Here is a 26,539-nt window from a genome sequence, read left to right on the forward strand (position 1 = left end):
CGCCTACCAGAAAAAGCCGAGCTGGTGCAGAAAGGCATCCATTGCCGACTGCCACAGGCCGGGCCGCTCCAGCAGCTGGTGGCCTTCGTCGTCATCGACCGGACCGAAGAGATACAATTCCGCACTGCCGCCGGCGCCGGTATAGGCATCGTGCCAGCGCCGGATCATGGCCGTGCTGTGATGGCGATCGTTCTCGGCATACAGCCACAGCGAGGGCGCCTCGGCCCCGGCTCCGGCCCGCACGAAGACCTCCCGGTTGAAGTCCTCCATCATGCCGTTTTCGGCGATCCAGCCGCCGGCGAAATTGATGCTGCCGACCAGTCCGGCCGGGTGCAGACCGGCATAAACGACGCTGAGCAGGCCACCGCGCGAATGCCCCGCCACCAGGATGCGGCGCGCGTCGATGTCAGACCGCTGCCGCATGAAATTCACCGTCGCGCCTACGTCGTCCAGCGCATGCTGCAGCCCTTCGGCAAGCTTGAGCGCATTCCACTCGTAGCTTTCCAGGTATTCGCCTTCCGAGCCGCCGCGGCCACGCCGCATCGGTGCGACGAAGGCGAAGCCGCGATCATGGAAATAGCGCGCCTGACTCTCGTAGCGCAGCACCGCCCGGCGCGGGATGCGGCCACGGTCGGCGCCCTGCCCGGTAGATCCGTGGTTGAACACCACCAGCGGGGCAGGGCCTGCCGTATCGGCGGGCGGATAGTAGGTGGCATTTATGGTAAACGGCCGGCACAGCACCGGGTCGACAACACGGCTGGGGATCGTGAGGCTTTCGCTGGTAAGACTGTTAGTCGGCACAGCGATCATGATCTGCGGCGCCCGTTCAGGCCGCCATCCGTTGCGCCGCCTGGGCGCGCGAGCGCCGGCGGGCTAGCCAGCGCTGTTCCTGGGGGTCCCACAGGACGGTGAAGTCGGCCAGCACCATCGCGGTGACCATCTCGGCGAATTCCGCCCGTTCGGCGGCGCCACGCATGAAATCGAAGCCACGCGCCAACTCGATCACCGCCTCGACCATCTTGAAGTAATCCTGCGGCAGGCGGCAGCGCTGGTAGATCGCGGTCAATCCGCGCCGGCCGGGATCGTGGATCAGCAGTCGCGCATTGCCCAGCGATATGCCGGCAAGCTGCGCCAGCGCCTGTTCGAAAAAGGCCAGATCGCCGCCGGACAGCGCACGCAGCACCAGCATGCCGCTGAGCTGGCCGCGTTTCTGCAGGTCGGCGACCAGATCGGCCAAGGCCGGCGGTTCGGCGCCGTCGCCCAGCAGGCCGAGCAGCGTGCGCTCGCGCAGTTGCATCATGGTGTCGGCCGCCATGGCGGGCGGAATCTGGTAGCGCGCGATCAGCGCCTCGCGCAGCGTATCGGAAATCTGCGCGATCAGCCGCGCGGCGAATTTCGGCGGCAGGTTCGGATGGCGCGCCAGCGCATCGCCCAGGCCACGGCTGTCGGGGAACCGGTCCAGCGCGCGATCCATTTGCGCGGGGCCTATGCGGGCACCGCGATTGTTCATCAGCACCACCACGGCGGGCTCGGCCGCATAAGCGATCAGCGCATCGGCAAGATCGGTCGACACTGCGGGACGGCCGGCGATGGCCGACTGGTGCTGCGGCGACACCGCCTGCAGCAGCTCGATCAGGTCGGCATCGCTGAAAACCGGCGAATGCCGCAGCAGCGGCGTTGCCACGGCGGCGATGTCGCGCGCCAGCCGCAGGGCCATGCCGTGCGGCAGTTCGGGACTGTCGCGCAGGTGCTCGGCCAGGGCCTGGCGTACGCTGGCTTCCGCATCGCGGGCCAGCGCCGCGATGATCGCCTGCGCGAGTTGGCGCTCCGTCGCGGTCAGCGTGCGGCCGCCATAGGCGCGCGCGACTTTCGCGGCCGTGTCGGCCCGCGCCGCCGGCGATGGATCCGCCAGCAGCCGCTCGACATCCTGGATACTGAGAAACGCCCCGTCTGACACCGAAATCCTGCCCCGCGGTCCGATGTTGGCGGCGGACAATAGCAAAGGAAGCCGAAATGTCACGATCAAATCGCGGCGCCGCTGCCACGCGGCACGCCGTTTACTTCTGTATGCAGCCGCTGGCTGCACGATCCGCGCGTCGCAGGCCGCCGGATTCAACCGATTGGATTTACCGGGGCCGGCCTAAACGCGGCGGAAGCGGCTGAACTGGAAATTCTGCATGCGCCCGGCCGGCGTCTGATGCCCCTCCAACAAAGACTGCTGGAGTACGAATCCTTCGCCGAGTTCCGTCTGCAGGCTTTCGGGGCTGTAGCGCCGCACCGGCAGGCCGCTGCAGCGCTCAGGCCCATCGAGCGCGAAGCTGCCGATCACCACGTGGCCGCCAGCGGGAACCGCAGTGCTCAGAGCCGCCTTGTAGGCGGCGCGATCTTCGGGCGCGGTGAGGAAATGAAACACCGCGCGGTCATGCCACAGATCGTAGCGCCGCTGCGGCTGCCATGCGGTAATGTCGGCCACGATCCAGTCGACGCGGGCCGCGCCGTCGCCCAGCCGCGCCTGCGCCCGGGCCAGGGCCGCGCTGGCAATGTCGAGTACGGTGATATCGCGCCAGCCCTCCGCCAGCAGCGCATCGACCAGCCGCGAGGCGCCGCCGCCGATGTCGATGACGGATGCGGCCGCTGGCACCAGACCGGTCTGCGCGATCAGGCCGAGCGAAGTCTGCGGCCGGTCCTGGAACCAGCTCACCTCCATCTCGCCCTTGGTCGAGTAGACTTCCTGCCAGTGCTGCTCGCGCGCGCCGGTCATGCCAGCACGCGCCGCTTCAGCGCATCCTCGATGGCATCCCATATCTCGGCTTCCAGCCGCACGCCGTCGAAACGGTTGATCTGCTGGATGCCGGTGGGCGAGGTGACGTTGATCTCGGTGAGGTAGCCGCCGATCACATCGATGCCGACGAAAATCAGGCCCTCGCGCTTGAGATGCGGTCCGATGATGTCGCAGATCTCGCGGTCGCGGTCGGTGAGCGTGGATTTTTCCGGCCGGCCGCCGACATGCATGTTGGAACGCGCCTCGCCCTTGGCCGGCACGCGATTGACCGCGCCGGCGGGGCGACCGTCGATCAGGATGATGCGCTTGTCGCCCTGGCGCACCTCAGGCAGGTAGCGCTGCACGATCACCGGCTCGCGCGAGAGCTTGGTGAACATCTCGAGCAGCGAACCCAGATTCTCATCGTCAGGCCGCAGCCGGAACACGCCGGCGCCGCCATTGCCGAACAGGGGTTTCAGGATGATGTCGCCATGCTCGGCGCGAAACGACTTGATCGCCTCCATGTCGGACGAGATCAGGGTGGGCGGCATCACGCCGTCGAAATGGGTGACATACAGCTTTTCCGGCGCATTGCGCACGGCCACCGGGTTGTTCACCACCAGCGTCCTGGGATGGATGTGCTGCAGAATATGGGTGGCGGTGATGTAGGCCATGTCGAAGGGCGGGTCCTGACGCATCAGCACAACATCCATCTCGGCTAGGTCCACCAGCGCCGGCTCGCCCAGCGTGTAGTGGTTGCCGCGCTCGTACCGCAGGCGCAATGGCCGGGCCCGGGCCAGCACGCGGCCGTCGCGGAAACTCAAATCCTTGGCAAGATAGTGGATCAGCGTATAGCCGCGCCGCTCGGCCTCCAGACCCAGCATGAAGGAACTGTCGCCATCGAAATCGATATGTTCGATGGGGTCCATCTGGATCGCCACCTTGAGAGCCATGGCACAGTCCTTCTGTTTGTGGGAGACGCGATTTTCTAGTTGAGCTGCAGTCGAATGTGGCGCAGGAAGGCTTCGGCCTCAAGACTTGCCGCCTCGTCCCCCGCCAGCATGAGGAACCGTTCGGTGGCGGCGATCGCCTGGCGGATACGGCCGAGCTTGCCCTCGACCACGCCGAGCTCGCGCCAGGCCGCCGCGAAATTCGGCGCCACCAGCAGCATGCGCCGCAGCGTTTCGGCCGTGCGCTCGAGATCGCCCGCGCGCCAGGCACGCCCCTTGATGTTGTTCTGCAGGCGCAGCAGCACCTCGCGTGCGCTCATCGGCCGCATGTGTTCAGGCCGCACATCCTCGCCGCCGCCCATGCGGCGCAGCAGATCCTGCATCTCGGGTGGCGCCGCGATCCTTCCGCCATGGAAGGGGTCGAGCACCAGGCCGCCATCCTCGCCTTCCAGCCGGATCAGGAAATGGCCGGGAAAATCCAGGCCGCTGACCGGCCAGGCCTGGGCCTTGGCCGCGTAGATGTAGAGGATGCCCAGCGCCACCGGCAGGCCCATGCGACGGTCGATCACCCGGATCAGGTCGGCATTCTGCGGATCGTCATAGGTCTCGGTATCGCCGCGATAGCCGAACTCCACGCCGATCACCCCGGCCAGCGCCATGGCGCGCGGCGCCACTTCGGGACCGGCATCGACGCGGCTGAGCGCAGCGGCGATATCACCCAGATGGCGGCGATAGGGCATGAGATCGATCGCGGGGCGGTCAAGCGCGGCCAGCAGCAGGGCCGCCTCGGCGATGTCGAGGCCGTCATCGGGGGCGGCGCCGAGGGCTTTCAGGGCTGTTTCGATTGCCTCCGTGTCGCCCATCGCACCGCCCATCGCACTGGCCGCCTGCGGGTTACACGGGCCGGCGACGCGGATCGGTCTTCAGCCACACATGGCTGACCACGCGCCGGACGCCCTTGATCACGCGCGCATGCTCGGTCACGCGCTGAAGCTCGTCCTCGCTCTGCGCCAGGCCGATCAGATAGATCGTGCCGTTCACCGTCTCGATCGAGTAGTTGATGTCGACGATGCTCTTATCGGTGGCCAGCTTGGCGCGCAACTGCGTGGTGATCCAGGTATCGTTGGCGGAATCGATCAGATCGCCCGACGACGTCACCTGCAGTTCGTTGATCACTTCGTGGATGCGGTCGGATGCCGCCCAAGCCAGGCGGGTGGCCTCGTCGCGGGAAAATTCCGTACCCACCACGCCGGTCAGCAGCACACGGCCCTCGACCACCGTGATCGACAGCTTGCGCCACAGATACTGGTTCTCCTTGAGCAGCTTGTCGTTGATCAGCAGCTGAATGCCCTTGTCGTTGGCGGCGTTCTTGGCGCCACGCTCCTCGGCGGCGGCGATGCCGGCCGTCGCACCCGCACCGACGGCCAGGCCGACGCAGCCACTGAGCAGCGGCGCGGCGGCAAGGAGCAGAATCAGCGGAACGAAACGCAGATGTTTGGATGAACGCACGGACGACTCCCCTGCCTGTGATGGAACCAAAACAAATCCCGGCCGGCGCGGCCGCTCAGATCCGCCAGGCATCGCGGATATGGCGCGGCAGCCGCCCGGGGGCAAGCAGCACGGCATCGAAGCGCAGCGACAGGGCGGCGGCATCGGGTTGCCGGGACAAGAATACCGCAGCCGCCTGCGCAATGCGACGGCGCTGGGCCGCCTGGATCGCCTCTGCCGCACGATCCTGCTCGGCGCGCCATTTCACCTCCACGGCCACCAGCAGCGGGCCGCGACGGGCCAGGATGTCGATTTCGCCGGAGGGATGGCGCCAGTTGCGCGCCAGGATGCGATAGCCCTGCAGACGCAGCCACCAGGCCGCCATGCTTTCGCCGCGGCGGCCGGTGCGGTTGCGGCTGTCGCGGTCAATCTTCTCCATCGTCGCGCAGTTCAAGGGCACGCGCATAGACCGGCTTGCGCGACAGGCCGAGTAGGGTGGCCACCTCGTCCACCGCCTGGCGCAGCGGCAGCCGCGCCATCGCCTCGGCCAGCGCCGCGTCCAGGTCGGCGTCGCTTGGCGCGGCGGCGGCCGGCGGCGGCCCGATCACCAGCGTGACCTCCCCCTTCGGCGGGCCATGCTCGGCATAATGCGCCGCCAGCTCGCCCAGGCCGCCGCGGCGTACCTCCTCGAATTTCTTGGTCAGCTCACGTGCCACCGCCGCCTCGCGCTGCGCTCCCAGCATGGCGGCCATGTCAGCCAGGCTGTCGGCCAGGCGCTGGGCGCTTTCCAGCAGCACCAGCGTGGCCGGCACGGATTTCAGCTCGGCCAGCCAGCTTCGCCGGGCCGCCGATTTGGGCGGCGGGAACCCGGCAAACAGGAACCGGTCGCTGGGCAGGCCCGAGAGGCAAAGCGCGGTGGGCACGGCCGAGGCCCCCGGCAGGGCAGTGACATGCAGGCCGGCGGCAATGCAATCCTTCACCAGCTTGTAGCCCGGATCGTTGATCAGTGGCGTGCCGGCATCGGAAACCAGCGCCACCACCGCGCCGCCCTGCAGCTTTTCGATCAACTGGGGCCGCACTTTCGCCGCATTATGCTCGTGGTATGGCAATAGATGGGCCTTGATGCCGTAGCGCTGCAGCAACGGCCCGGTCACCCGGCTGTCCTCGCAGGCAACCAGGTCGGCCCGCCTCAGCAGGGCCAGGGCCCGCAGGGTAATATCGGCGGCGTTGCCGATGGGGGTGGCCACCAGATATAAGCCGGGGGTGAATTGCGCCGCGTCCACCCCGGAGAGCAGAGCTTCGGGCAGCGGCAGGATCGGGTTTGTCATGGGCGTCGGAATGAGCTGCGTGCATTACCTTAAAGCGGGCCTTTCCGCGCTGTCTATGCTGGCAGCCCTTTCCCTGCCGCTAACGCTCGGCGCCTGCCAGGGCGGCACGGTCCAGGGCGGCCTGCCCGGCCTGCTGGAACGGATCGGGCCCGGCGCACCTCAGCGCGTGGCGCCGCAGCCCGCATCCCCGCCCGGCAGGCAGGCCAACATTCCGCCGACCGGGCAGCCCGCCCCGCAGATGCCGCGCCCGGCCGCGCCTTCGCTGGCGATCGAGACCCAGCCCCTGCCCGGCCCGATGCTTGTGCGCCCCGGCGATGGCAACGTGATCCGCATCGCCTTCCTGGCGCCGCTGAGCGGCCCCCATGCCGGCCTGGGACGCGCCCTGCTGGATGCGGCGCAGATGGCGTTGTTCGATCTGGCCGACGACCGGCTGGCCCTGCTGCCGCGCGACACCGAGGGCCAGCCCGAAAAAGCCGCCGCCGTGGCGCAGCAGGCCATGGCCGAAGGCGCCCAGATCATCATCGGGCCGCTATTTGCCAACGAGGCCGCAGCGGTCGGCCCGCTGGCGCGCGAACGCGGCGTGAAGGTCCTGAGTTTCTCCACCGACCGCAGCGTGGCCGGCAACGGCGTTTTCCTGCTCGGCTTCACCCCCGACCAGCAGGTCGAGCGCGTGATCGGCTTTGCGCGCACCCGCGGCATGACGCGCTTTGCCCTATTGGCGCCGGACTCGGCCTATGGCAACGCCGTGGCGCAGGCGACCGATCTGGCCACCCGGCAGACTGGCGGCCAGTTGCTGCGGCAGGACCGTTATCCTGGTGACACCGCCGATCTGACGCCGGTGGTGCGGCGCTTCGCCACCGGCCTGCGCGCCCTGCCGCCACGCAGCACGGAAGAACCCGCGCCCGCCGAGACCGCCGAGTCCCATCTGGCCCGGCCGGTGGATGCCGTGCTGCTGCCCGAAGGTGGCGCCCGCCTGCGTGCGCTGGCACCGCTTTTGCCCTATTTCGACATCGATCCGCGCACCGTCCGTTTTCTGGGGACCGGCCTGTGGGAGGATGCGGGCCTTGGCAGCGAGCCGGCCCTGGTGGGCGGCTGGTATGCCGCGCCGGCGCCCGAGGGCTTTGCCGAGTTCAGCCGGCGTTTCGAACAGGCTTTCGGCCGCCGGCCGGTACGCCTGGCCAGCCTAGCCTACGATACCACGGCACTGGTTGGCATCCTGGCGCGCCGCGAGGATCCTGCGCCGTTCAGCGATGCGGCCCTGACCAATCCGGACGGCTTCGCCGGTTATGACGGAATTTTCCGCTTCCTGCCCGACGGGCTTGTTCAGCGCGGCCTCGCCGTGCTGGAAGTGCAACGCCGCGGCAGCCGCGTCATCGATCCGGCCCCGGCCAGTTTTCAGCAGCCCGCCAACTGACGCAGCCTGCCGCATCCCGTCGCATTACCGGGAAATAACTGCCGTCGCCGGCATAGCCGTGATATCCGCATATTCAGCCGCAATTACTACCTAGACGGGCTTCATACGCTGGCGTCTTTCTAGTACTATTTTTTTTCCTATCCTTTTTCCGGTTCCCTGGCGGGAGGGATCCTGCGATGAGTGAAAGCATGGCCGATCACGAGCGTATCGATTTCTCGAAGATCAATTTCCTGATTGTCGAGCCGAACCGGGTCATGGGCCAGATGGTCCGCGACGTGCTGATGATGCTGGACGCGCAGTATCTGGACCGCGCGCGCGATTACGACAGCGCGCTGGCCGTGCTGCGCCTGGGCCGCACGGACGTGATGATCACCGAATGGGCGTTGCGCGACGAGAAGCTGGGCCGCACCGGCATGGATATCGTGCACTGGATCCGCAACGATCCGGGCTCGCCCAACCGCATGATGCCCATCGTGATGATGACGGCCAATTCGGAAGAGGAATATGTCTGCCGCGCCCGCGATTGCGGCGTTTCCGAATTCGTTGCCAAGCCCTATACCGTCAATGCCTTCTACACCCGGCTGGTTTCGGCGATTGCCCGCCCGCGCCAGTTCGTGCGCATCGACGAGTATTTCGGCCCCGACCGGCGGCGACGGCGCAGCGACGACTATGCCGGCCCCGAGCGGCGCCTGCCTTCGGATGCCCTGTGATCCCGCCGCATAGCATTTCCTGAATGGCCAGAAAAAAACCGGAATTCCTGCCGCCCCAGCAGGATCTGCGCCGCAAGGCGGTGAATTTCAGCAAGGGCTTTCGCCTCAAGCTGGAACCGGCGGAACTGCGCCGTCTGGAAACGGTGGTGGAAAAGGCCAGGGACGCGCTCAGCCTGGATGTCTCCGACAAGCTGAAGCAGCTGCGCGCCGCCCTGGAGGATGTCGCGCGCGGCGAACAGGCAGACCGGGCCATGCGGGCCATCCGCATGCTGTCGCTCGACATCAAGGGCGCCGGCGGGATGTTCAATTACCCCCTGCTGACCGAATTCGCCAAGTCGCTGAACGATTTCGTCAAGGGCATCGACCAGCCCTCGCCGCTGCAGCTCGACATCATCGCCGCCCAGATCGACGCCCTGTATGTGGTGATGGGCCAGCGCATAGAGGGTGAAGGCGGCAAGCTGGAGCAGGAGCTGCTGGCTGCCCTGCGCCAGGCCATCGAGCGGCATAAAAGCGTCTAGAAGCCTAGATAGCCTGCCATGGCACCAGGACGGCCAGCGCTGCGGCGCCGGCCACGATCCAGTAACGCGGTTCCGCGATGAGGGCTAGATAAAGCCTCAACCGACAAGGATGACGATGCCGGCCAGCGCCACGGCGGCGCCGGCGGCGCGGGTCAGCATCGGCAGGGCCAATTGCTGCGCCAGGCGGGCACCGAGCAGGCCGCCGGCATGCAGCAGGGCGGTGGCCAGCACCATGCCGCCGGCATACAGCGGGGCCTGCGAGGCATCGCCCATCTCTGTGCCATGGGCATGGCCATGCAGCATTGCGAAAGCGGCGGTCACCGCCATGGCGGCGGTCAGCGGCGGACGCACCGCGAAGGCAACGGCCAGACCGAGGATCAGCACCGACAGCGCAATACCGGCCTCGACGCCGGGCAGCGTGACGCCGGCCAGCGCCAGGGCAAAGCCGCCCGCCATCGGCACCACGAAGGACAGCGGCAGCAGCCACAGGGCGCGTCCGCCATGCTGGATCGCCCAGAGGCCGACGGCGATCATCGCCAGGAGGTGGTCGAAGCCGTGGAAGGGATGCGCGAAGCCGCCGGCGAAACCAAGCACGGCCTGATCGCCGCCCGGATGGCCGGGATGGGCGAAAGCGGTGCCTGCGGCCAGGACCAACATGGCGGACATGGTCAGCGTGCGGTGAAACGACATCGGGAACCCTCTTGGCGTAGTTGCAACCCACCCGGCCCCTTTGTGCCCAAGCGGGCTGGATTTGACAAGGCCGGGCAGCGGTTTGACAAGGCAGAACCGGAAGCTTACGGTCCGCCGCGATGGTTCGCCGTGCCGGCTTGGCCGACACGGTGATGAAAAGGGAATGCGGTGCGGGCGGCCGGAAGGCAAATGCCCAAAGCCGCGGCAGCCCCCGCTACGGTAGGCGGTGAGCGGCGCGCAACAGGCCACTGGACAGAATATTGCGTCGTCCGGGAAGGCGCGCGATCCGCATCGACCCGCAAGCCCGGAGACCTGCCATCGCTTTCGGTCGAAGCGGAACCGCTGGACGGGGTGTGCCGGCGACCGGGTTGTGCCATCCTGCCCCATCGCAGCGGCGGATCGGCGCTCCTGTTCCGCGACGGCGTCATGCGATCAGGACGCTTGAATCCATGCAGAAGACCACGGCAACCAAAATCCCGGCCACCATCGTCACCGGCTTTCTCGGCGCCGGCAAGACCACGCTGATCCGACACCTGATCCAGAATGCCGGTGGCCGCCGGATCGCGCTGATCGTCAATGAATTCGGCGAGGTGGGCATCGATGGCGAATTGCTGAAAAGCTGCGGTGCGCCCGATTGCGGCGAGGACGATATCGTCGAACTGGCCAATGGCTGCCTGTGCTGCACGGTGGCCGATGATTTTCTGCCCACGCTGCAGAAACTGCTGGAACGGCCGAATCCGCCCTCGCATATCGTGATCGAGACCTCGGGCCTGGCATTGCCCAAGCCGCTGGTGCAGGCCTTTTCCTGGCCGGGCGTGAAAACCCGCACCACGGTGGACGGCGTGGTGACGCTGGTGGATGCCACCGCCGTCGCCGCCGGCCGCTTCGCCGATGACGAGGCCGCATTGGCGGCGCAACGCGCAGCCGATCCCAATCTGGACCACGACAATCCGCTGGAGGAGCTGTTCGAAGACCAGCTCGGCTGCGCCGACCTGGTGCTGCTGACCAAGACCGATCTGCTGGCGCCGCACGACCTGCCACGCGTGCAGGCCGAACTGGCGGCGCATCTGCGGCCGGGCGTGAAGACCGTGCCCGTGCGCCAGGGTGAGGTGGCAGCCGACATCCTGCTGGGCCTGGCCGCCGCTGCCGAGGACGATCTTGCCACGCGCAAATCGCATCACGACACCGAAGACGATCACGACCATGAGGATTTCGCCAGCTTCGCCGTCACCCTGCCCGAACAGCCGGCGCCTGAGGCTTTGCTGGCGCGGCTCAATCCGCTGATCGCCGAGCACGACATCCTGCGCATCAAGGGCTTTGTCGCGGTGGCCGGCAAGGGCATGCGGCTGGTGCTGCAGGGCGTGGGCGCCCGGCTGCAGCATTATTACGACCGCGACTGGCAGAGCGGAGAGGATCGCGCGACAAGGCTGGTGGTGATCGGCCGCGCCGGCCTGGACGAAGCCGCCATCCGCGCCGCGCTGGCGGCCTGACCGAACGGCCTGGGGGGAACCGGCTTGCATCTGCTCAATGCCATACCGGGCGGCACGGCGGCGACGGATGCTCCCGTCGATCTGCAGCAGACGCCCGGCGACATCGTGGTGTTGAGTGCCGCCGATTCCGAACTGGCGGCCTTGAGCGCGGCCTATGCCGCGCTGCCCGGCGATTTTCCCAGCCTGCGTCTGGCCAACCTGCTTCAGCTCGGTCACCCCTATGCCGTCGACCTCTACGTCGAACGCGTGATCGCCGCGGCGCGGCTGGTGATCGTGCGGCTGCTGGGCGGGCAGAGCTATTGGACCTACGGCGTGGAACGCCTCAGCGAGGTCTGCCGCGCCAGGGGCATCGCGCTGGCCTTCCTGCCGGGCGACCGCCAGCCCGATCCGGCGCTGGATGGATTCTCGACGCTGGACGACGATACGCGCACCACGCTGTTCGGCTACTTCCGCGAAGGCGGCATCGACAATCTGGGCCAGATGCTGCGCTGCGCCGCCGGACTGATCGGCCGCGATGAAGATCCGTTGCCGGCAAAGCCCCTTCCAGCGGCCGGACTGTACTGGCCGGGCCATGCCGAACCCGACCTCAACGCCCTGCGCAACATCTGGGCCGAGCGTAAATGCGCGGTGCAGCCGGTGGCCGCCATCGTGTTCTACCGGGCCCTGCTGCAGGCGGGCGATGTCGCCGCCGTGGATGCCCTGATCGAAGCCCTGGCGGCCGAGGGCATGAGCCCGCTGCCGATTTACGTCACCAGCCTGAAGGACCGGCTGTCGGCCGACCTGGCCTCGACACTGATCGAGCAGGCCCTGCCCGATGTGATCCTGAATGCGACCAGCTTCGCGGTCGGCAACCCGCGCGGCGAGGGCGGCGACGATCCGCTGGGCCAGAGCGACTGCCCGGTGCTGCAGGTGGTTTTCGCCTCCAGCCCGCGCGAACAATGGCAGGACGGCACGCGCGGCCTGAGTGCGCGCGATCTTGCGATCGCCGTGGCCCTGCCCGAGATCGACGGCCGCATCATGACCCGCGCCGTGGCCTTCAAGGCCGAGGCCGTGTTCGACCGGCGCACGGAATGCAGCATCGTCCGGCTGGTGCCCGATGCCGGACGCTGCGCCTTCACGGCGAAGCTGGCCGCCGCCTGGTCGCGACTGGCCCGTCTCTCGCCGGCCGAACGCCGCATCGGCATCGTGCTGGCCAATTACCCCAACCGCGACGGACGCATCGGCAATGGCGTCGGCCTCGATACGCCGCAGAGCGTGGTGCGGATTCTGCGCGCCATGAAAGACGCCGGCTACGAACTGAACGCCCTGCCGGTCAGCGGCAACCGCCTGATCGCGGCACTGACCGAAGGCGTCACCAACGATTTCAGCCAGACCCGGGCCCGCCGGGTGCGCGCCCATTATCCGCTGGCGCTGTATCGGCGCTTCTTCGCCGCCCTGCCCGCCGCGGTGCGCGAGGCGGTGACGGCCCGCTGGGGCGCACCGGAAGACGATCCGCAGCTGCAGGATGACGGATTCGCCCTGCCCGTGCTGCCGCTGGGCAATGTGGCGGTGATGATCCAGCCGGCGCGTGGCTACAACATCGACCCCGCCCGCAGCTATCACGACCCCGACTTGGTGCCGCCGCACAACTACATCGCCGCCTATGCCTGGCTGCGCGAGAGCTTCGGCGCCGACGCCGTGCTCCATTGCGGCAAGCATGGCAATCTGGAATGGCTGCCCGGCAAGGCGCTGGCGCTCAGCGATGCCTGCCTGCCCGAGACCGTGCTCGGCCCGCTGCCGCAGCTTTATCCCTTCATCGTCAACGATCCCGGCGAGGGTACCCAGGCCAAGCGCCGCACGGCGGCGGTGATCCTCGATCACCTGACGCCGCCGTTGACCCGTGCGGAGATCTACGGCGATCTCGCCGCGCTTGAGCAGCTTGTGGATGAATATTACGAAGCCGCCGGCCTGGACCGCCGGCGCCTGCCGCTGCTTGCCGAACGCATCATCGACGAAGCCCGGCGCCTGGGACTGGATGCCGATTGCGACATCCGACCGGGCGAGCCGACCGAAAGTGCGTTGCTCAAACTCGACAATCACCTGTGCGACCTGAAGGAACTGCAGATCCGCGACGGCCTGCATGTCTATGGCGTGAAGCCGCAGGGCGAGCAGTTGGTCGACCTGCTGGTGGCGCTGGTGCGCCTGCCGCGCGGCCGCACCGGCCGCAGCCGCCCCGGCGACGAGTCGCTCCTGCGTGCCCTCGCCGCCGACCTCAACCTGGGCTGCGATCCCCTGGGCACCGATTACGCCGCGGCGTGGACCGGCCCCAGACCTGCGGTGCTGGCCGACCTTGTCGCATCGCCCTGGCGCAGCTTTGGCGACACGGTGGAGCGCCTAGAAGTGCTGGCCAAGCAGCTGATCGCCGACCGCCGCATGCCGGAAGACCACTGGATCGCCACGCAGGCCGTGCTGCATGTGGTGGATTACGAATTGCGGCCGGCCGTACTGGGATGCGGGCGCGCCGAGATCGACAACCTGCTGCGCGGCATGGACGGCCGCTTCGTTCCGCCGGGACCGAGCGGCGCGCCGACGCGCGGCCGGCCCGATGTGCTGCCCACGGGCCGCAACTTCTTTTCTCTCGATGCGCGCAGCCTGCCGACGCCGGCGGCCTGGACCCTGGGCTGGCAATCGGCCGATGCATTGTTACAGCGTCACCGGCAGGATCACGGCGAGTGGCCGCGCGCCATCCTGCTCAATGCCTGGGGCACCGCCAACATGCGCACCGGCGGCGATGACATCGCCCAGGCGCTGGCGCTGATCGGCGCGCGACCGACCTGGGAAGCTGGCTCGGGCCGCGTCACCGGCTTCGAGATCGTGCCGCTGGACCTGCTCGACCGGCCGCGCGTGGACGTCACGCTGAAGGTGAGCGGTTTCTTCCGCGACGCCTTCCCGGCCCAGGTGGCCCTGTTCGATGCCGCCAGCCGCGCCGTGCAGGCACTGGACGAACCCGATCACCTCAATCCGCTGGCCATGCATGCCCGCGTCGAGATTGACCGGCTGACGGCCGGCGGCCTGCCGCTGGAGGCCGCAAGGCGCAGTGCCGGCTATCGCGTGTTCGGCGCCAAGCCGGGCGCCTATGGCGCCGGGCTACAGGCCCTGGTGGACGAAGGCGGCTGGAGCGGCAGCGACGACCTGGCGCGGGCCTATATCGCCTGGGGTGGCTATGCCTATGGCGCGGAAGCCGAGGGCATCGAGGATTATGCCGGCTTTACCCGCCGGCTGGCGCGCACGGATGCCGTCGTGCAGAACCAGGACAACCGCGAGCACGACCTGCTCGATTCCGACGATTACTACCAGTTCGAGGGCGGTGCCTATGCCGCCGTGCAGTATGCCTCGGGCAGCGCCCCGACCGCCTATCACAACGACCATTCCCGTCCCGAGGCGCCGCGCATCCGCCGCCTGGAGGAAGAAATCGCCCGCGTGGTGCGGGGCCGCGCCGCCAATCCGAAATGGATCGCCGGCGTGAAACGGCACGGCTACAAGGGCGCCTTTGAGATCGCCGCCACGGTGGATTACCTGTTCGCCTTCGCCGCCACCACCGGGCTTGTGCGCGATCATCAGTTTGACGCGCTGTATGAAGCCTATCTCAACGATACTGACACCCGCGCCTTCATCGAGGAGAATAACCCGGCGGCGGCGCGGGAAATCGCCGAACGGTTCCAGGAAGCAATCCGGCGCGGCCTGTGGCGGCCGCGCGCCAACTCGGCGTCCGACCTGCTGGAAAGGATGCTGGCCGCATGAAAGTGAAAGAGCAGGGTCTGAGCGAGGACGAGGTCAATGCCCGCGCCAATGAAAAGGCGAAGAAGCGCAAGGAAGTGCGAGATCGCATGCTGGCGACCAAGACCATCGAGAAAGGCCTGCTGATCGTCCACACCGGCAAGGGTAAGGGCAAGTCCACCGCCGCTTTCGGCCTGGTGATGCGCGCCATCGGCAACGGGTTCCGCATCGGCATTGTGCAGTTCGTGAAAGGCAAGTGGCAGACCGGCGAGCGCCCCGTGCTGGAAAAATTCCCCGACCAGGTGACGATCAAGGCCATGGGCGAGGGCTTCACCTGGGATACCCAGGACCGCGCCCGCGACATCGCCGCGGCAAAAGCCGCCTGGGCCGAGGCGAAGCGCATGATCGAGGCCTGCCGCACCGATCCGCCCGCTTATGACATGCTGGTGTTCGACGAGCTCAACATCGTGCTGCGCTACGACTATCTCGATCTGGCTGATGTGGTGGATACCCTTCGCCGGCGGCCGCCGATGCTCCATATCGTGGTGACCGGCCGCAACGCCAAGCCCGAGCTGATCGAGGCGGCCGACCTGGTGACCGAGATGACCGAGATCAAGCACCCCTTCCAGGCCGGCGTGAAAGCGCAAAAAGGCATAGAATTCTGAAGCGAGCCCAGCCCCATGTTGCAGAATCCCTTCCCCAAGACCCCATTTGAGAAAACCGGCGTAATGCTGTGCGGCCATGGCAGCCGCGACGACCGTGCCGTGGCGGAGTTCACCGCGCTGGCCGAGCACATGAAGCGCCGCCTGCCGCAATACGATGTCGATTTCGGCTTCCTGGAATTCGCCACGCCGATCATTCGCGATGGCCTGGATGCCCTGCGCGCCAAGGGCAATACCAAGATTCTCGCCCTGCCCGGCATGCTGTTCGCCGCCGGCCATGCCAAGAACGACATCCCCAGCGTGCTCAATCGCTACCAGGCAGAGCATGCGGATGTGAGCATCCAGTATGGCCGCGACCTGGGCATCGACCTGAAGATGCTGCGCGCTGCCGGCGACCGCGTGCAGCAGGCGCTGGATGCCGCCGGCGGCCATGTTGGCCGCCACGAGACGGCTTTGGTGGTGGTGGGCCGCGGCACCTCGGATCCCGATGCCAATTCCAACATCGCCAAGGTCATGCGCATGCTGTGGGAGGGGTTCGGCTTCGGCTGGGGCGAGACCGCCTATTCCGGCGTCACCTTCCCGCTGGTGCAGCCCGCGCTGGAGCATGTGGCAAAGCTCGGCTACAGGCGCGTGGTCGTATTCCCGTATTTCCTGTTCACCGGCATCCTGGTCGAGCGCATCTACGAACACACCGACCGCGTGGCCGCCGCCCATCCCGGAATCGAATTCGTCAAGGCAGGCTATCTGAACGACCATCCGCTGGTGCTGGAGGTGTTCGAGGACCGGCTGCAGGAAATCCTCGCCGGCACCAACAACATGAACTGCCAGATGTGCAAATACCGCGCGCAGGTGCTGGGCTTCGAGGATGAGGTCGGGCTGGCGCAGGAAAGCCACCACCATCACGTGGAGGGCATCGGCACAAGAAGCCATGACCATGGCGATCATCACCACCACCACGATCACCACCATCATGGCCATGATCATGGGCATGATCACAACCATGGCCACCATCCCTATCCCCATGCCGACCACCCGCTCGGCCCGAAGACACTGGCCAAGGGATGACCGTGAAGGCCGGATACGATTATCTGCGCGATCCCGACGCGATCTATCGCCTGTCGTTCCAGATGATCCGCGCCGAGGTGGATCTGTCGCATCTGCCGCCGGGCATCGACGAACTGGCCCTGCGCCTGATCCATGCCTGCGCCATGCCCGAGATCCTGCCCGACCTGGTGTGGACGGCGGATCTGCCGCTGGCCGTGCATGATGCCCTGCGCGCTGGCAAGCCGATCCTGAGCGATGTCGACATGGTGGCCTATGGCGTGATCCGTTCGCGCCTGCCGGCAAACAATCCGGTGCTGAGTTTTCTCAACACGCCGGAGGCGCGCGAGATCGGCCGGCAGAAGCAGATCACCCGTTCGGCGGCTGCCGTGGAATTGTGGCAGCCGCACCTGGCTGGCGCCGTGGTGGTGATCGGCAATGCGCCGACCGCCCTGTTCCGCCTGCTGGAGTTGCTGGAGGAAGGCGCGCCCAAACCGGCGGCGGTCCTCGGCTTTCCGGTCGGTTTTGTCGGTGCGGCGGAATCGAAACAGGCGCTGATCGACGCGGCACCCAGGGGCGTGGCTTATGCCACGCTGAAAGGCCGCCGCGGCGGCAGCGCCATGGCCGCCGCCGCGATCAACGCGCTGGCGAGCTGGGAACCGGCGAAGGAAACGCCGGCGAAAGAGAAAGCGGCGCCATGACCCTGCCCTGGCTTTCGGTGGTCGGTCTCGGCGAGGATGGCCTGAACGGCCTGGCGCCGGCCGCGCGCGCCCTGGCCGAGGATGCGGAAATCCTGATCGGTGGCGAACGCCATCTGGCCCTGCTGCCCGAACTGCCCAACCAGACGCGCATGACCTGGACGCGGCCGCTGCTCGACCTGGTCGAGCGCATCACCGATTATCGTGGCCGGCGCGTCTGCGTGCTGGCGACCGGCGATCCGATGTGGTTCGGCATCGGTGTGACCCTGGCCAAACGTGTGCCCGCCGATGAAATGCGCATCTTCCCGCATGTCAGCGCTTTCAGCCTGGCCGCCGCCCGCATGGGCTGGGCCGTGGATGCCTGCGACTGCCTGACCTTGCACGGACGTCCGCTGGATCTGCTGGGCCTGTATCTGCAGCCGCAGGCAAAGCTGCTGATCCTCTCCGACAACGGCCAGACGCCGGCGCAGGTGGCCGCCTTCCTGACCAAACGCGGTTTTGGCAGCGCCACGATCAGCGTGCTGGAACATATGGGCGGCGTGGCGGAACGCCGGCAGGACGGCGTGGCGAAAAACTGGAGCATTGCCGATTGCGCCGACTTCAACACGCTGGCCGTGCAGTTGCATGACGGCCCGGGCCTCAGTCGCCTGGCCGGTCTGGATGACGACCTGTTCCTGCATGACGGCAACATCACCAAACGCGAAATCCGCGCCGTCACGCTCTCCAGGCTGGCGCCCTTTGCCGGAGACCTGCTGTGGGATGTCGGCGCCGGCTCTGGTTCGATCGGTATCGAATGGCTGCGCGCCGACCGCCGCAACCGCGCGATCGCCATCGAGGAACGCGAGGGAAGGCGCGGCATGATCGCGCAGAATGCGCTGGCGCTGGGCGTGCCTCATCTGCAGATCGTGGCCGGCAGCGTGCCGGCGGCGCTGGATGGTCTGCCGTCGCCCGATGCCATTTTCATCGGCGGCGGCATCATGACCGATGGCCTGATCGCGCGTTGCTGGAACGCGCTGAAGCCCGGCGGCCGGCTGGTGGCCAATGTGGTGACGCTGGAAGGTGAATCAAAGGTGGTGCAGGCACGCCAGAGCTACGGCGGCGATCTCGGCCGGTTCGGTGTCCATCGCGCCGAACCGGTCGGTCGGTATCACGGCTGGCACGCCATGATGCCAGTGACGCAGTGGAGCGTGACAAAAGAATGAGTATCCGGAAATGAGTGGGACTCTCTATGGCCTGGGCATCGGGCCGGGCGATCCGGAACTGATCACCCTGAAAGCCCTGCGCCTGTTGCAGGCTGCCGACGTGGTGGCCTATCCCGCGCCCGAGCAGGGCGACAGCCTGGCGCGCCGCATCGTGGCGCCACACTTAAGCGGCGGCCAGGCCGAGTTGGCCATCCGCATGCCGCTCAGCGTGGCGCGGTTTCCGGCCCAGGCCGTGTATGAACAGGCCGCCGGCGATCTCGCCGCGCATCTCAAGGCCGGCCGCAACGTGGCGGTTCTGTGCGAAGGCGACCCGTTCCTCTATGGCTCGTTCATGTATCTGTTCGGCCGGCTGAGCGAGGATTTTCCGGTCGAGATCGTGCCCGGCGTGTCGTCGCTCACCGCCTGCGCCGCCGCCCTGCAATATCCTCTGGTGTCGCGCAACGACGTGCTGACCGTGATCCCCGCGCCGCTGGACGACGAGACCATCGCGCACAAATTGCTGCATACCGATGCTGCGGCGATCCTCAAGCTGGGCCGGCACGGCCCGCGCGTGATCGAACTGCTCAACCGCCTGCATCTGGCCGACCGAGCCCGCTATATCGAGCGCGCCACCATGGCCGAGCAGCGCATCCTGCCGCTATCCGAGGTCGATCCCACGGCCATTCCCTATTTCGCCATGATCGTGGTGCATCGCAAAGGCCGGCAGCATTTCATGGAGTTCGGGGCATGAGCGGAAAACCGGCCCTCGTGCTGCTGACCCCCAATGCGCGCGGCGTGGCGCAGGCGCTGATGGCCGCCTTTCCCGCCTGGGAGGTCTATGCACCCGACGATGCGGCTCTGGTCCACACGCTTCCGCTGGGCAGGGCAACCGATACCATCGCGCAGTTATTCGCCGCCGGTCGGCCGGTGATCGGCATCTGCGCCGCCGGCATCCTGATCCGTGCCGTCGCGCCGCGGCTTTCCGACAAGCACAGCGAACCGCCGCTGATCGCGGTGGCCGCCGATGGTTCCTCCGTGGTGCCGCTGCTGGGCGGCCACCACGGCGCCAACCTGCTGAGCCGCCGCATCGCCAGCGTGCTGCAGGGCATTCCGGCGATCACCACCGCCGGCGACCTCGCCTTTGGACTGGGCCTGGACGAACCGCCGGAAGGCTACACGCTCGCCAACCCGGAAGATGCCAAGGGCCTGATGGCGAACCTGCTGCGTGGCGGCGGCGTGCGCATCGAAGGCGATGCGCCCTGGCTGGCCGATAGCACCCTGCCGCTCAGCGCCGATGGCCGCATGGTGATCGAAGTCACGCACCGCGCTATCGAGGGCAGCCCGGATCATCTGGTTTATCATCCGCGCTGTATTGCCATCGGTGTCGGCTGCGAACGCAACGCCAGACCGGTGGAACTGATCCGCCTGGTGCAGACCACGCTGTCCGACCACGGCATCGCACGCGACAGCATCGCCGGCGTCTATTCGCTGGACCTGAAGGCCGATGAACCGGCGATGCAGGAACTGGCGCGATGGCTGGGCGTGCCCTTCCGCGTCTTCGATGCCGCCACGCTGGAAGCCGAGACGCCGCGCCTGGCCAATCCTTCCGATACCGTGTTCGCCGAGGTCGGCTGCCACGGCGTTTCGGAAGGTGCGGCCCTCGCCGCCGCCGGGCCGGATGCCACACTGATCGTGCCGAAGGTGAAATCCGAACGCGCCACCTGCGCCATCGCGCTTTCACCCCTGCCCTTCGATGGCGCATCGCGCGGATTGCCGCGCGGCGAGCTGCATGTGGTGGGCACCGGGCCGGGCGATGCGTCATGGCTGACACCGGAAGCGCGGATCGTGCTCAGCGAGGCCACCGACTGGGTCGGTTATGGCCTCTATCTCGACCTCTATCCCGAGCTGGCGGCCGGCAAGGCGCAGCACCGCTTCGAGCTGGGCGAGGAGGAAAAGCGCGTGCGCGCCGCTCTCGACCTGGCGGCGCAGGGCAAGCGCGTGGCCCTGGTCTGCTCGGGCGATCCCGGCATCTACGCCATGGCGACGCTGGTGTTTGCCCTGCTGGAGCAGGAATCGCAGCGCAAGGACTGGCAGCGCGTGGCGATCAACGTGGCGCCCGGCATATCGGCCCTGCAGGCGGCGGCGGCACGGTCGGGTGCGCTGCTTGGCCATGATTTCTGCACGATCTCGCTGTCCGACCTGCTGACGCCGCTGGACATGATCCTGCTGCGCATCAAGAAGGCGGCCGAGGCCGATTTCGTCATCGCCTTCTACAATCCGGTGTCGCAGCGCCGCCGCACCCAGCTTGCCATGGCGAAAGATATCCTGCTGCAGCATCGTCCGCGCGAAACGCCTGTTGTGCTGGCGCGCAATCTGGGCCGCGAGGGCGAACGGGTGACGTTGACCACGCTGGGCGACCTCGATGTCGAGCAGGTCGACATGCTGACTGTCGTGCTGGTGGGCAGTTCCGCCAGCCGCAGCATCACATTGCAGAATGGCCGCCGCTTTGCCTACACGCCGCGCGGCTACGAGAAGAAGTTCACCCCATGACCGTCCACTTCATCGGCGCCGGCCCCGGCGCGCCCGACCTGATCACCCTGCGGGGCGCCCGGCTGATCGAATCCTGTCCGGTCTGCCTCTATGCCGGCTCGCTGGTGCCCGAGGCGGTGGTGCAACTGGCACCGAGGGGCGCGCGCGTGGTGGATACCGCGCCGCTGAACCTGGACGAGATCATGGCCGAGATCCAGGCTGCGCATGACAGGGGCCAGGATGTGGCGCGCGTGCATTCCGGCGACCCCTCGCTCTATGGCGCCATCGCGGAGCAGATCCGCCGCCTGAAAACACTGAATATCCCCTACACGATCACGCCCGGCGTGCCGGCCTTCGCCGCCGCCGCCGCCGCCTTGCAGACCGAATTGACCCTGCCCGATATCGCGCAATCCGTGATCCTGACCCGCACGGCGATGAAGTCCTCCGACATGCCGGCAGGCGAGACTTTGGCCAATTTCGGCCGCACGGGCGCCACGCTGGCCATTCACCTGTCCATCCGCAATATCCGCCATGTGGTACAGGAACTGACGCCGCATTACGGCGCCGATTGCCCGGTGGCCGTGGTGGTGCGTGCCACCTGGCCGGACCAGCAGATCATCCGCGGCTGCCTGTCCGACATCGCCGCCAAGGTGCGCGCGGCCAAGATCACACGCACGGCCCTGATCCTGGTGGGCCGGGTGCTGGACGAGGCTGCTGATTTCAGCGACAGCGCGTTGTACGATCCGAAGCACGTGCATGTGCTGCGGCCCGGCCCGAAAGCCAGGGCCAAGAAAACCGAATCCCGGGCAGCGAAGCAATGAGGCCGACCATGGCGATCTGGCGCATATTCTCCGTTCTGCTGCTCTGCGGTGTTCTGGTTGCCTGCGCCGACAGCCGTGAGGCCGCCGTGGAGAAACCCGCGCCGCTGACGCTGGATTTCGCCCAGTCAGGCGGCCGCTTCATTCTGATGCAGGGCGAGGAAGTGCGCATCCGCCTGGCCGCCAATCACAGCACCGGCTATCGCTGGAGCATGATCAGCGAGGCGCCCGGCGTGGAGGCGCTGAGCCTGGCCGAGGAACCGGCCTATATCGCCGAGGGCGGCATGCCCGGCCGCGGCGGCACGGAGGTGTGGCATTTCCGCGCCACCGGCACCGGGCCGACCATTTTGTATTTCGTGTATCGCCGGCCCTTCGAACCGAACGGCCCGGCTGCGCGCGAGGCGATCTACACCTTCGAGATCCGCTGAACCTATACCGCGCTGAGATTCGCCCAGGCGAGCGCGGCGCCCACCGAATCCAGAATCTCGCCCGGTGGCAGCGGCGGCCGTTCGACCATCAGCACGGGAATATGCAGTTCGGCAGCGGCGGCAATCTTGCCGGCCGCGCCGCCGGAATTCTTGGTCACCAGCAGTTCGATGCGATGCTGCTGCATCAAGGCGCGTTCGTCCTCTGGCCGGAACGGCCCGCGTCCGAGGACGAGCTCGCCCGGCGGCAGCACCACGCCATCGGCTGGCGGATCGATCATCCGCGTCAGGAACCACCGCCCATTCCCGTGCGGCTTATCCTCGCCGCCCAGCGGCACAAAAGGCCCGATTTCCTGCCGCCCCAGCGTGAGGAAGATGCGCTGCGCCGGATGGAAGCGCAGGAACACCGCCGCCGCCGTCACGCTCGGCATCATCGTCCAGCGGTCGCCCGGCGACGCTACCCAGGGCGGCCGCACCAGCTTGGCGCGCGGGACGCCTAAGGCCTGGCAGGCCTCATAGGCATGGCGCGCCATCTGCGCGGCGAAGGGATGCGTGGCATCCAGCACCAGATCGATCTTTTCGTTCACCAGATAATCGCTCAGGCCCGCCACGCCGCCGAAACCGCCGACACGCACCTCGCCTGGCGGCCGTTCCGGATTTTCGGTGCGACCGGCCAGCGAGGAAATACAGCGGATTTTCCCATGATGCTGCAGCTCGCGCGCCAGTCGCAGGCCTTCGCCGGTGCCGCCCAGCAGCAGCAGGTTGCGTTTGCGCGCCATCAAGAGGCTCCGCTGCTGCGGCCAACGATGCTGCCGGCACGATCCACCGCCACCACGTCGATGCGAATCCTTGCCGGCGCGACGATACGCCCGGCCGCCTCGCGCGCCAGATTCGCCACATGATCGCCCAGCGGCAGACGCACCTGCTGTGCCATATGCAGCACTTCCAGGGCCGTGTTGGCCTCCATCGCGCGAGCGACCAGCGCGGCATCGCCGCCGCATTCGCCCAGCCATTGCGCCAGCACGGCCTTGTCTACCTGGCTGCGGCCGGAATGCAGGTCCATCTGGCCCTGCGCCAGTTTCACCAGTTTGGCGAAGCCGCCGCCGATGGTCAGGCGCGGCAGCGGATGCTGGCGCAGGTATTTCAGCAGCGCGCCGGCGAAGTCGCCCATGTCGAGCAAGGCGATTTCAGGCAGATCGTAGAGCGCCTGCACGGCCGCCTCCGAGCTTGAGCCGGTGCACCCGGCGACATGATCGAGGCCTGCTGCAACCGCCACATCGACGCCGCGATGGATCGAGTGGATCCAGGCCGAACAGGAAAACGGCACGACGATGCCGGTGGTTCCCAGGATGCTTAAGCCCCCCACGATGCCCAGCCGCGGATTCCAGGTGCGCTTGGCCAGGTCTGCGCCGCCCGGCACCGCGATCTCGATCTCGACATCCGGCGCCGCGCCATGGCGGGCCGCCAGCGCCAGCACCGCCTCGCGCATCATCTTGCGCGGCACCGGATTGATCGCCGGCTCGCCCGGCGGGATCGGCAGGCCGGCCCGCGTGACCATGCCCACGCCCTCGCCGGCGCGGAACACGATGCCGCTGCCGGGCGGACCATGGCGCACTTTCGAAAGGATCAGCGCCTGGTGGGTGACGTCGGGATCGTCGCCGGCATCCTTGACTATGCCGGCCTCGGCCCAGCCCTCTCCCATCGCCTCGCGCGCCAGGGCAAAGCTGGGCGTCTCTCCCTTCGGCAGGGTGATCGAGACCGGATCGGGAAAACGGCCGGTCAGCAATGCCTCATAGGCAGCCGCCGTCGCCGCCGTGGCGCAGGCGCCGGTGGTCCAGCCCCGGCGCAGGGCGGAGGCAGCTTCGGCAGGCATTTCGGCGGCCTGGGTCATGGGGGGCGAAGTATACACCGGCGCGCTGCCGGTGTACCTTGCCGCCATGCAAATACCCGCTCTGCAGATGCCGGTTTTCCCCTCCGGCTGGGTCTGGCTGGCCGGCGCCGGCCCCGGCGATCCGGGGCTGTTGACCCTGCATGCCGTGAACGCCCTGAACCAGGCCGACGTGGTGATTTACGACGCCCTGGTGGGTGAGGCGATCCTGGCCTGTGCCCGGCCCGGCACGCTGCTGGAATATGCCGGCAAGCGCGGGGGCAAGCCCTCGCCGAAGCAGCGCGACATCTCGCTGCGGCTGGTCGAACTGGCGCGGCAGGGCAAGCGCGTGCTGCGGCTGAAGGGCGGCGATCCCTTCGTCTTTGGCCGCGGCGCGGAAGAGGCACTCAGCCTGCGCGAGGCCGGCATCCCCTTCCGCGTCATCCCCGGCATCTCGGCCGGCGTGGGCGGCCTGGCCTATGCCGGCATTCCGCTCACCCACCGCGACACCAATTCCTGCGTCACCTTCCTCACCGGCCACAATGCCAGCGGCGAGGTGCCCGACAGCGTCGACTGGGCCGCGATGGTGCGCGCCTCGCCGGTGCTGGTGATCTACATGGCGATCAAGCATCTCGACATACTCGTGTCCAAGCTGCGCCATGCCGGCCTGGCGGGCGAACGTCCCGCCGCGCTGGTCAGCCATGCGACCCTGCCGCAGATGCGCGTTCTGCGCAGCAGGCTGGACGCCATCGTGGCGGCGGCGGCGGCGGCGAAGATCGAGCCGCCGGCCCTGCTGGTGGTGGGCGAAGTGGTCGACCTGCACGCGCTGTTCGGAACCAGCGACCTGCAGGCCAGGCTCGCACCGCCATGCCCGATCGCCATCTGACCCGCGGCCTGGTGATCGCCGCGCCGGCATCGGCCAGCGGCAAGACGACCGTGACGCTCGCGCTGCTGCGCCTGCTGGCGCGCGAGGGTTGCATCGTCGCGCCCTTCAAGGCCGGACCGGACTACATCGACGGCGCCTTCCACCGCGCCGCCAGCGCCGGGCGGCCCTGCTACAACCTCGATGCCTATGCCATGCGGCCCGAGACCATCGCCGGCATTCTGCGCGCCGGTGCCATGGGCAGCGAGCTTGCGGTGATCGAGGGTGTGATGGGCCTGTTCGACGGCGCGGCGAACGGCGATGGCGCTACAGCCGACATCGCGGCGCAACTGAAGCTGCCGGTGCTGCTGGTGGTGGATGCGGCGCGCCAGAGCCAGTCGGTGGCAGCCCTGGTGCATGGTTTCCGCAGCTTCCGCGACGACGTGCGGGTGAGCGGCGTGGTGCTCAACCGCGTCGGCACGGCACGGCACGAGACCCTGCTGCGCAAGGCGCTGGCCGGTATCGACATGCCGGTGGTGGCCGTGCTGCCTTCCGACAAGAAGCTGGCGCTGCCAAGCCGGCATCTCGGTCTGGTGCAGGCCGAGGAACGGGGCGGCCTGGAGCTTTTCCTCGACCGCGCCGCCGACTGGCTGCACCGCCATCTCGACCGCGCCGCGCTGGATGCGGCTCTCGCTCCGCTGCAGGTAGAGGCCGATGCGGCGTTGCGGCCGCTGGCGCCGCTGGGCCAGCATATCGCGGTGGCGCGAGACGAAGCGTTCGCTTTCGCCTATCCGCATCTGCTGCAGGGCTGGCGTGAGCAGGGCGCGAGCCTGAGTTTCTTCTCGCCGCTTCACGGCGGCTCACCCGACGCGCATGCCGACGCGATTTTCCTGCCCGGCGGCTATCCGGAACTGCATGCCGGAAAGCTGGCCGGCAATACGCGCCTGATGCAGGGCCTGCGCGCCGCCGCCATGCGGCAGGCCGCGATTTACGGCGAATGCGGCGGCTTCATGCTGCTGGGCAGCAGCCTGACCGATGGCGAAGGCCGGCAGCATGCCATGGCGGACCTGCTGCCCATCGAAACCAGCTTCGCCCAGCGCAAGCGCCGCCTGGGCTATCGCCGCATCGTCAGCCTGGCCGACACCGCGCTGGGGCCGAAGGGCAGCCGCTTTCGCGGCCATGAATTCCATTATTCGGTGCAGATGGGCCGCACCGACCGCGCGGCGGCGCTGTTTGCCGCCTGCGATGCCACCGGAGCCGATCTGGGCCCAACCGGCTGCCGCCAGGGCAGCGTATTCGGCAGCTATCTGCACCTGATCGACCGCGAGGACTGAACGCCGCGCTGCGGTAT

The 26,539-nt window shown here is 67.7% G+C and carries 26 protein-coding genes and 1 riboswitch; of the genes, 15 read left to right on the forward strand and 11 right to left on the reverse strand.

From position 1 onward, the window contains the following. Window positions 1-3: 3 nt before the first annotated feature. The 8 genes from ACK4FK_RS04350 to rsmI all read right to left on the reverse strand — a co-directional run bounded on the left by ACK4FK_RS04350 (window position 4) and on the right by rsmI (window position 6,527). Window positions 4-810, reverse strand: a complete 807-nt coding sequence (locus ACK4FK_RS04350) for a dienelactone hydrolase family protein (protein ID WP_409741615.1) — start codon at window positions 808-810, stop codon at window positions 4-6. Between the two features lie 16 nt (window positions 811-826). Continuing rightward, a complete protein-coding gene (locus ACK4FK_RS04355) occupies window positions 827-1,957 on the reverse strand; it encodes a DUF2336 domain-containing protein (RefSeq protein ID WP_409741618.1) in 1,131 nt (376 codons plus the stop codon). A 183-nt stretch (window positions 1,958-2,140) separates the two neighbouring features. Next, window positions 2,141-2,761, reverse strand: a complete 621-nt coding sequence (locus ACK4FK_RS04360) for a class I SAM-dependent methyltransferase (RefSeq protein ID WP_409741621.1) — start codon at window positions 2,759-2,761, stop codon at window positions 2,141-2,143. Beyond that, on the reverse strand, window positions 2,758-3,714 hold the full coding sequence (gene gshB / locus ACK4FK_RS04365) for a glutathione synthase (protein WP_409741624.1): 957 nt from the start codon (window positions 3,712-3,714) through the stop codon (window positions 2,758-2,760). The genes ACK4FK_RS04360 and gshB overlap by 4 nt, the downstream gene beginning before the upstream one ends. 35 nt (window positions 3,715-3,749) lie before the next feature. Further along, entirely contained in the window at window positions 3,750-4,586 is an 837-nt protein-coding gene (locus ACK4FK_RS04370) for a SirB1 family protein (RefSeq protein WP_409741627.1), read from the reverse strand. A 19-nt stretch (window positions 4,587-4,605) separates the two neighbouring features. Further along, the gene (locus ACK4FK_RS04375; RefSeq protein ID WP_409741630.1) at window positions 4,606-5,220 is read right to left on the reverse strand and encodes a BON domain-containing protein; all 615 of its coding nucleotides are present in this window, start codon (window positions 5,218-5,220) and stop codon (window positions 4,606-4,608) included. 55 nt (window positions 5,221-5,275) lie between these two features. Then, on the reverse strand, window positions 5,276-5,638 hold the full coding sequence (locus ACK4FK_RS04380) for a YraN family protein (RefSeq protein ID WP_409741633.1): 363 nt from the start codon (window positions 5,636-5,638) through the stop codon (window positions 5,276-5,278). After that, the gene (gene rsmI / locus ACK4FK_RS04385) at window positions 5,625-6,527 is read right to left on the reverse strand and encodes a 16S rRNA (cytidine(1402)-2'-O)-methyltransferase (RefSeq protein WP_409741635.1); all 903 of its coding nucleotides are present in this window, start codon (window positions 6,525-6,527) and stop codon (window positions 5,625-5,627) included. The genes ACK4FK_RS04380 and rsmI overlap by 14 nt, the downstream gene beginning before the upstream one ends. A gap of 55 nt (window positions 6,528-6,582) precedes the next feature. Between rsmI and ACK4FK_RS04390 the strand changes: the two genes are divergently transcribed. The 3 genes from ACK4FK_RS04390 (at window position 6,583) to ACK4FK_RS04400 (ending at window position 9,169) form a co-directional block, all read left to right on the forward strand. Next, entirely contained in the window at window positions 6,583-7,941 is a 1,359-nt protein-coding gene (locus ACK4FK_RS04390) for a penicillin-binding protein activator (protein ID WP_409741638.1), read from the forward strand. Between the two features lie 176 nt (window positions 7,942-8,117). Beyond that, window positions 8,118-8,651, forward strand: coding sequence for a response regulator (locus tag ACK4FK_RS04395; protein WP_409741641.1), 534 nt, complete (start codon window positions 8,118-8,120; stop codon window positions 8,649-8,651). 23 nt (window positions 8,652-8,674) lie between these two features. Next, entirely contained in the window at window positions 8,675-9,169 is a 495-nt protein-coding gene (locus tag ACK4FK_RS04400) for a hypothetical protein (protein ID WP_409741643.1), read from the forward strand. Window positions 9,170-9,265: 96 nt separating this feature from the next. Here the strand turns inward: ACK4FK_RS04400 and ACK4FK_RS04405 are convergent, their stop codons facing one another. Further along, window positions 9,266-9,859 (reverse strand): HupE/UreJ family protein, encoded by a 594-nt coding sequence (locus tag ACK4FK_RS04405; RefSeq protein WP_409741646.1) that lies wholly within the window; start codon window positions 9,857-9,859, stop codon window positions 9,266-9,268. A 103-nt stretch (window positions 9,860-9,962) separates the two neighbouring features. Further along, window positions 9,963-10,194: riboswitch (cobalamin riboswitch) on the forward strand. 114 nt (window positions 10,195-10,308) lie between these two features. Between ACK4FK_RS04405 and cobW the strand changes: the two genes are divergently transcribed. The 10 genes from cobW to ACK4FK_RS04455 are packed head-to-tail and all read left to right on the forward strand — an operon-like array spanning window position 10,309 to window position 22,462. Beyond that, window positions 10,309-11,349 (forward strand): cobalamin biosynthesis protein CobW, encoded by a 1,041-nt coding sequence (gene cobW / locus ACK4FK_RS04410; RefSeq protein ID WP_409741649.1) that lies wholly within the window; start codon window positions 10,309-10,311, stop codon window positions 11,347-11,349. A 24-nt stretch (window positions 11,350-11,373) separates the two neighbouring features. Further along, window positions 11,374-15,129: a cobaltochelatase subunit CobN gene (gene cobN / locus ACK4FK_RS04415; protein ID WP_409741652.1), complete on the forward strand. Its 3,756-nt coding sequence runs from the start codon at window positions 11,374-11,376 to the stop codon at window positions 15,127-15,129. Then, window positions 15,126-15,770 (forward strand): cob(I)yrinic acid a,c-diamide adenosyltransferase, encoded by a 645-nt coding sequence (gene cobO, locus ACK4FK_RS04420; protein ID WP_409741655.1) that lies wholly within the window; start codon window positions 15,126-15,128, stop codon window positions 15,768-15,770. Before cobN ends, cobO begins: the two co-directional genes overlap by 4 nt. A 15-nt stretch (window positions 15,771-15,785) precedes the next feature. Next, the gene (locus ACK4FK_RS04425; protein ID WP_409741658.1) at window positions 15,786-16,832 is read left to right on the forward strand and encodes a sirohydrochlorin chelatase; all 1,047 of its coding nucleotides are present in this window, start codon (window positions 15,786-15,788) and stop codon (window positions 16,830-16,832) included. Further along, on the forward strand, window positions 16,829-17,509 hold the full coding sequence (locus tag ACK4FK_RS04430) for a precorrin-8X methylmutase (RefSeq protein ID WP_409741662.1): 681 nt from the start codon (window positions 16,829-16,831) through the stop codon (window positions 17,507-17,509). The genes ACK4FK_RS04425 and ACK4FK_RS04430 overlap by 4 nt, the downstream gene beginning before the upstream one ends. Continuing rightward, window positions 17,506-18,708, forward strand: a complete 1,203-nt coding sequence (gene cbiE / locus ACK4FK_RS04435; RefSeq protein WP_409741665.1) for a precorrin-6y C5,15-methyltransferase (decarboxylating) subunit CbiE — start codon at window positions 17,506-17,508, stop codon at window positions 18,706-18,708. The genes ACK4FK_RS04430 and cbiE overlap by 4 nt, the downstream gene beginning before the upstream one ends. A gap of 10 nt (window positions 18,709-18,718) precedes the next feature. Then, window positions 18,719-19,438 (forward strand): precorrin-2 C(20)-methyltransferase, encoded by a 720-nt coding sequence (gene cobI, locus ACK4FK_RS04440; protein WP_409741668.1) that lies wholly within the window; start codon window positions 18,719-18,721, stop codon window positions 19,436-19,438. Then, window positions 19,435-21,237, forward strand: coding sequence for a precorrin-3B C(17)-methyltransferase (gene cobJ / locus ACK4FK_RS04445; protein WP_409741671.1), 1,803 nt, complete (start codon window positions 19,435-19,437; stop codon window positions 21,235-21,237). The genes cobI and cobJ overlap by 4 nt, the downstream gene beginning before the upstream one ends. Then, entirely contained in the window at window positions 21,234-22,037 is an 804-nt protein-coding gene (gene cobM, locus ACK4FK_RS04450) for a precorrin-4 C(11)-methyltransferase (RefSeq protein ID WP_409741674.1), read from the forward strand. The genes cobJ and cobM overlap by 4 nt, the downstream gene beginning before the upstream one ends. A gap of 8 nt (window positions 22,038-22,045) precedes the next feature. Next, entirely contained in the window at window positions 22,046-22,462 is a 417-nt protein-coding gene (locus ACK4FK_RS04455; protein ID WP_409741676.1) for a protease inhibitor I42 family protein, read from the forward strand. Between the two features lie 2 nt (window positions 22,463-22,464). On the opposite strand, the gene ACK4FK_RS04460 is transcribed toward ACK4FK_RS04455, so the two are convergent. Continuing rightward, entirely contained in the window at window positions 22,465-23,238 is a 774-nt protein-coding gene (locus tag ACK4FK_RS04460; RefSeq protein WP_409741678.1) for a cobalt-precorrin-6A reductase, read from the reverse strand. Next, window positions 23,238-24,350, reverse strand: a complete 1,113-nt coding sequence (locus ACK4FK_RS04465) for a cobalt-precorrin-5B (C(1))-methyltransferase (RefSeq protein WP_409741680.1) — start codon at window positions 24,348-24,350, stop codon at window positions 23,238-23,240. The genes ACK4FK_RS04460 and ACK4FK_RS04465 overlap by 1 nt, the downstream gene beginning before the upstream one ends. Here ACK4FK_RS04465 and cobA point away from each other — a divergent pair. Continuing rightward, the gene (gene cobA, locus ACK4FK_RS04470) at window positions 24,349-25,212 is read left to right on the forward strand and encodes a uroporphyrinogen-III C-methyltransferase (RefSeq protein ID WP_409741683.1); all 864 of its coding nucleotides are present in this window, start codon (window positions 24,349-24,351) and stop codon (window positions 25,210-25,212) included. The genes ACK4FK_RS04465 and cobA overlap by 2 nt on opposite strands. Beyond that, a complete protein-coding gene (locus ACK4FK_RS04475) occupies window positions 25,194-26,522 on the forward strand; it encodes a cobyrinate a,c-diamide synthase (protein WP_409741686.1) in 1,329 nt (442 codons plus the stop codon). Before cobA ends, ACK4FK_RS04475 begins: the two co-directional genes overlap by 19 nt. The last annotated feature ends 17 nt before the right edge of the window (window positions 26,523-26,539 follow it).

Origin of the sequence: Ferrovibrio sp. (assembly GCF_046297895.1) — a bacterium.
Taxonomy (GTDB): Bacteria; Pseudomonadota; Alphaproteobacteria; order Ferrovibrionales; family Ferrovibrionaceae; genus Ferrovibrio.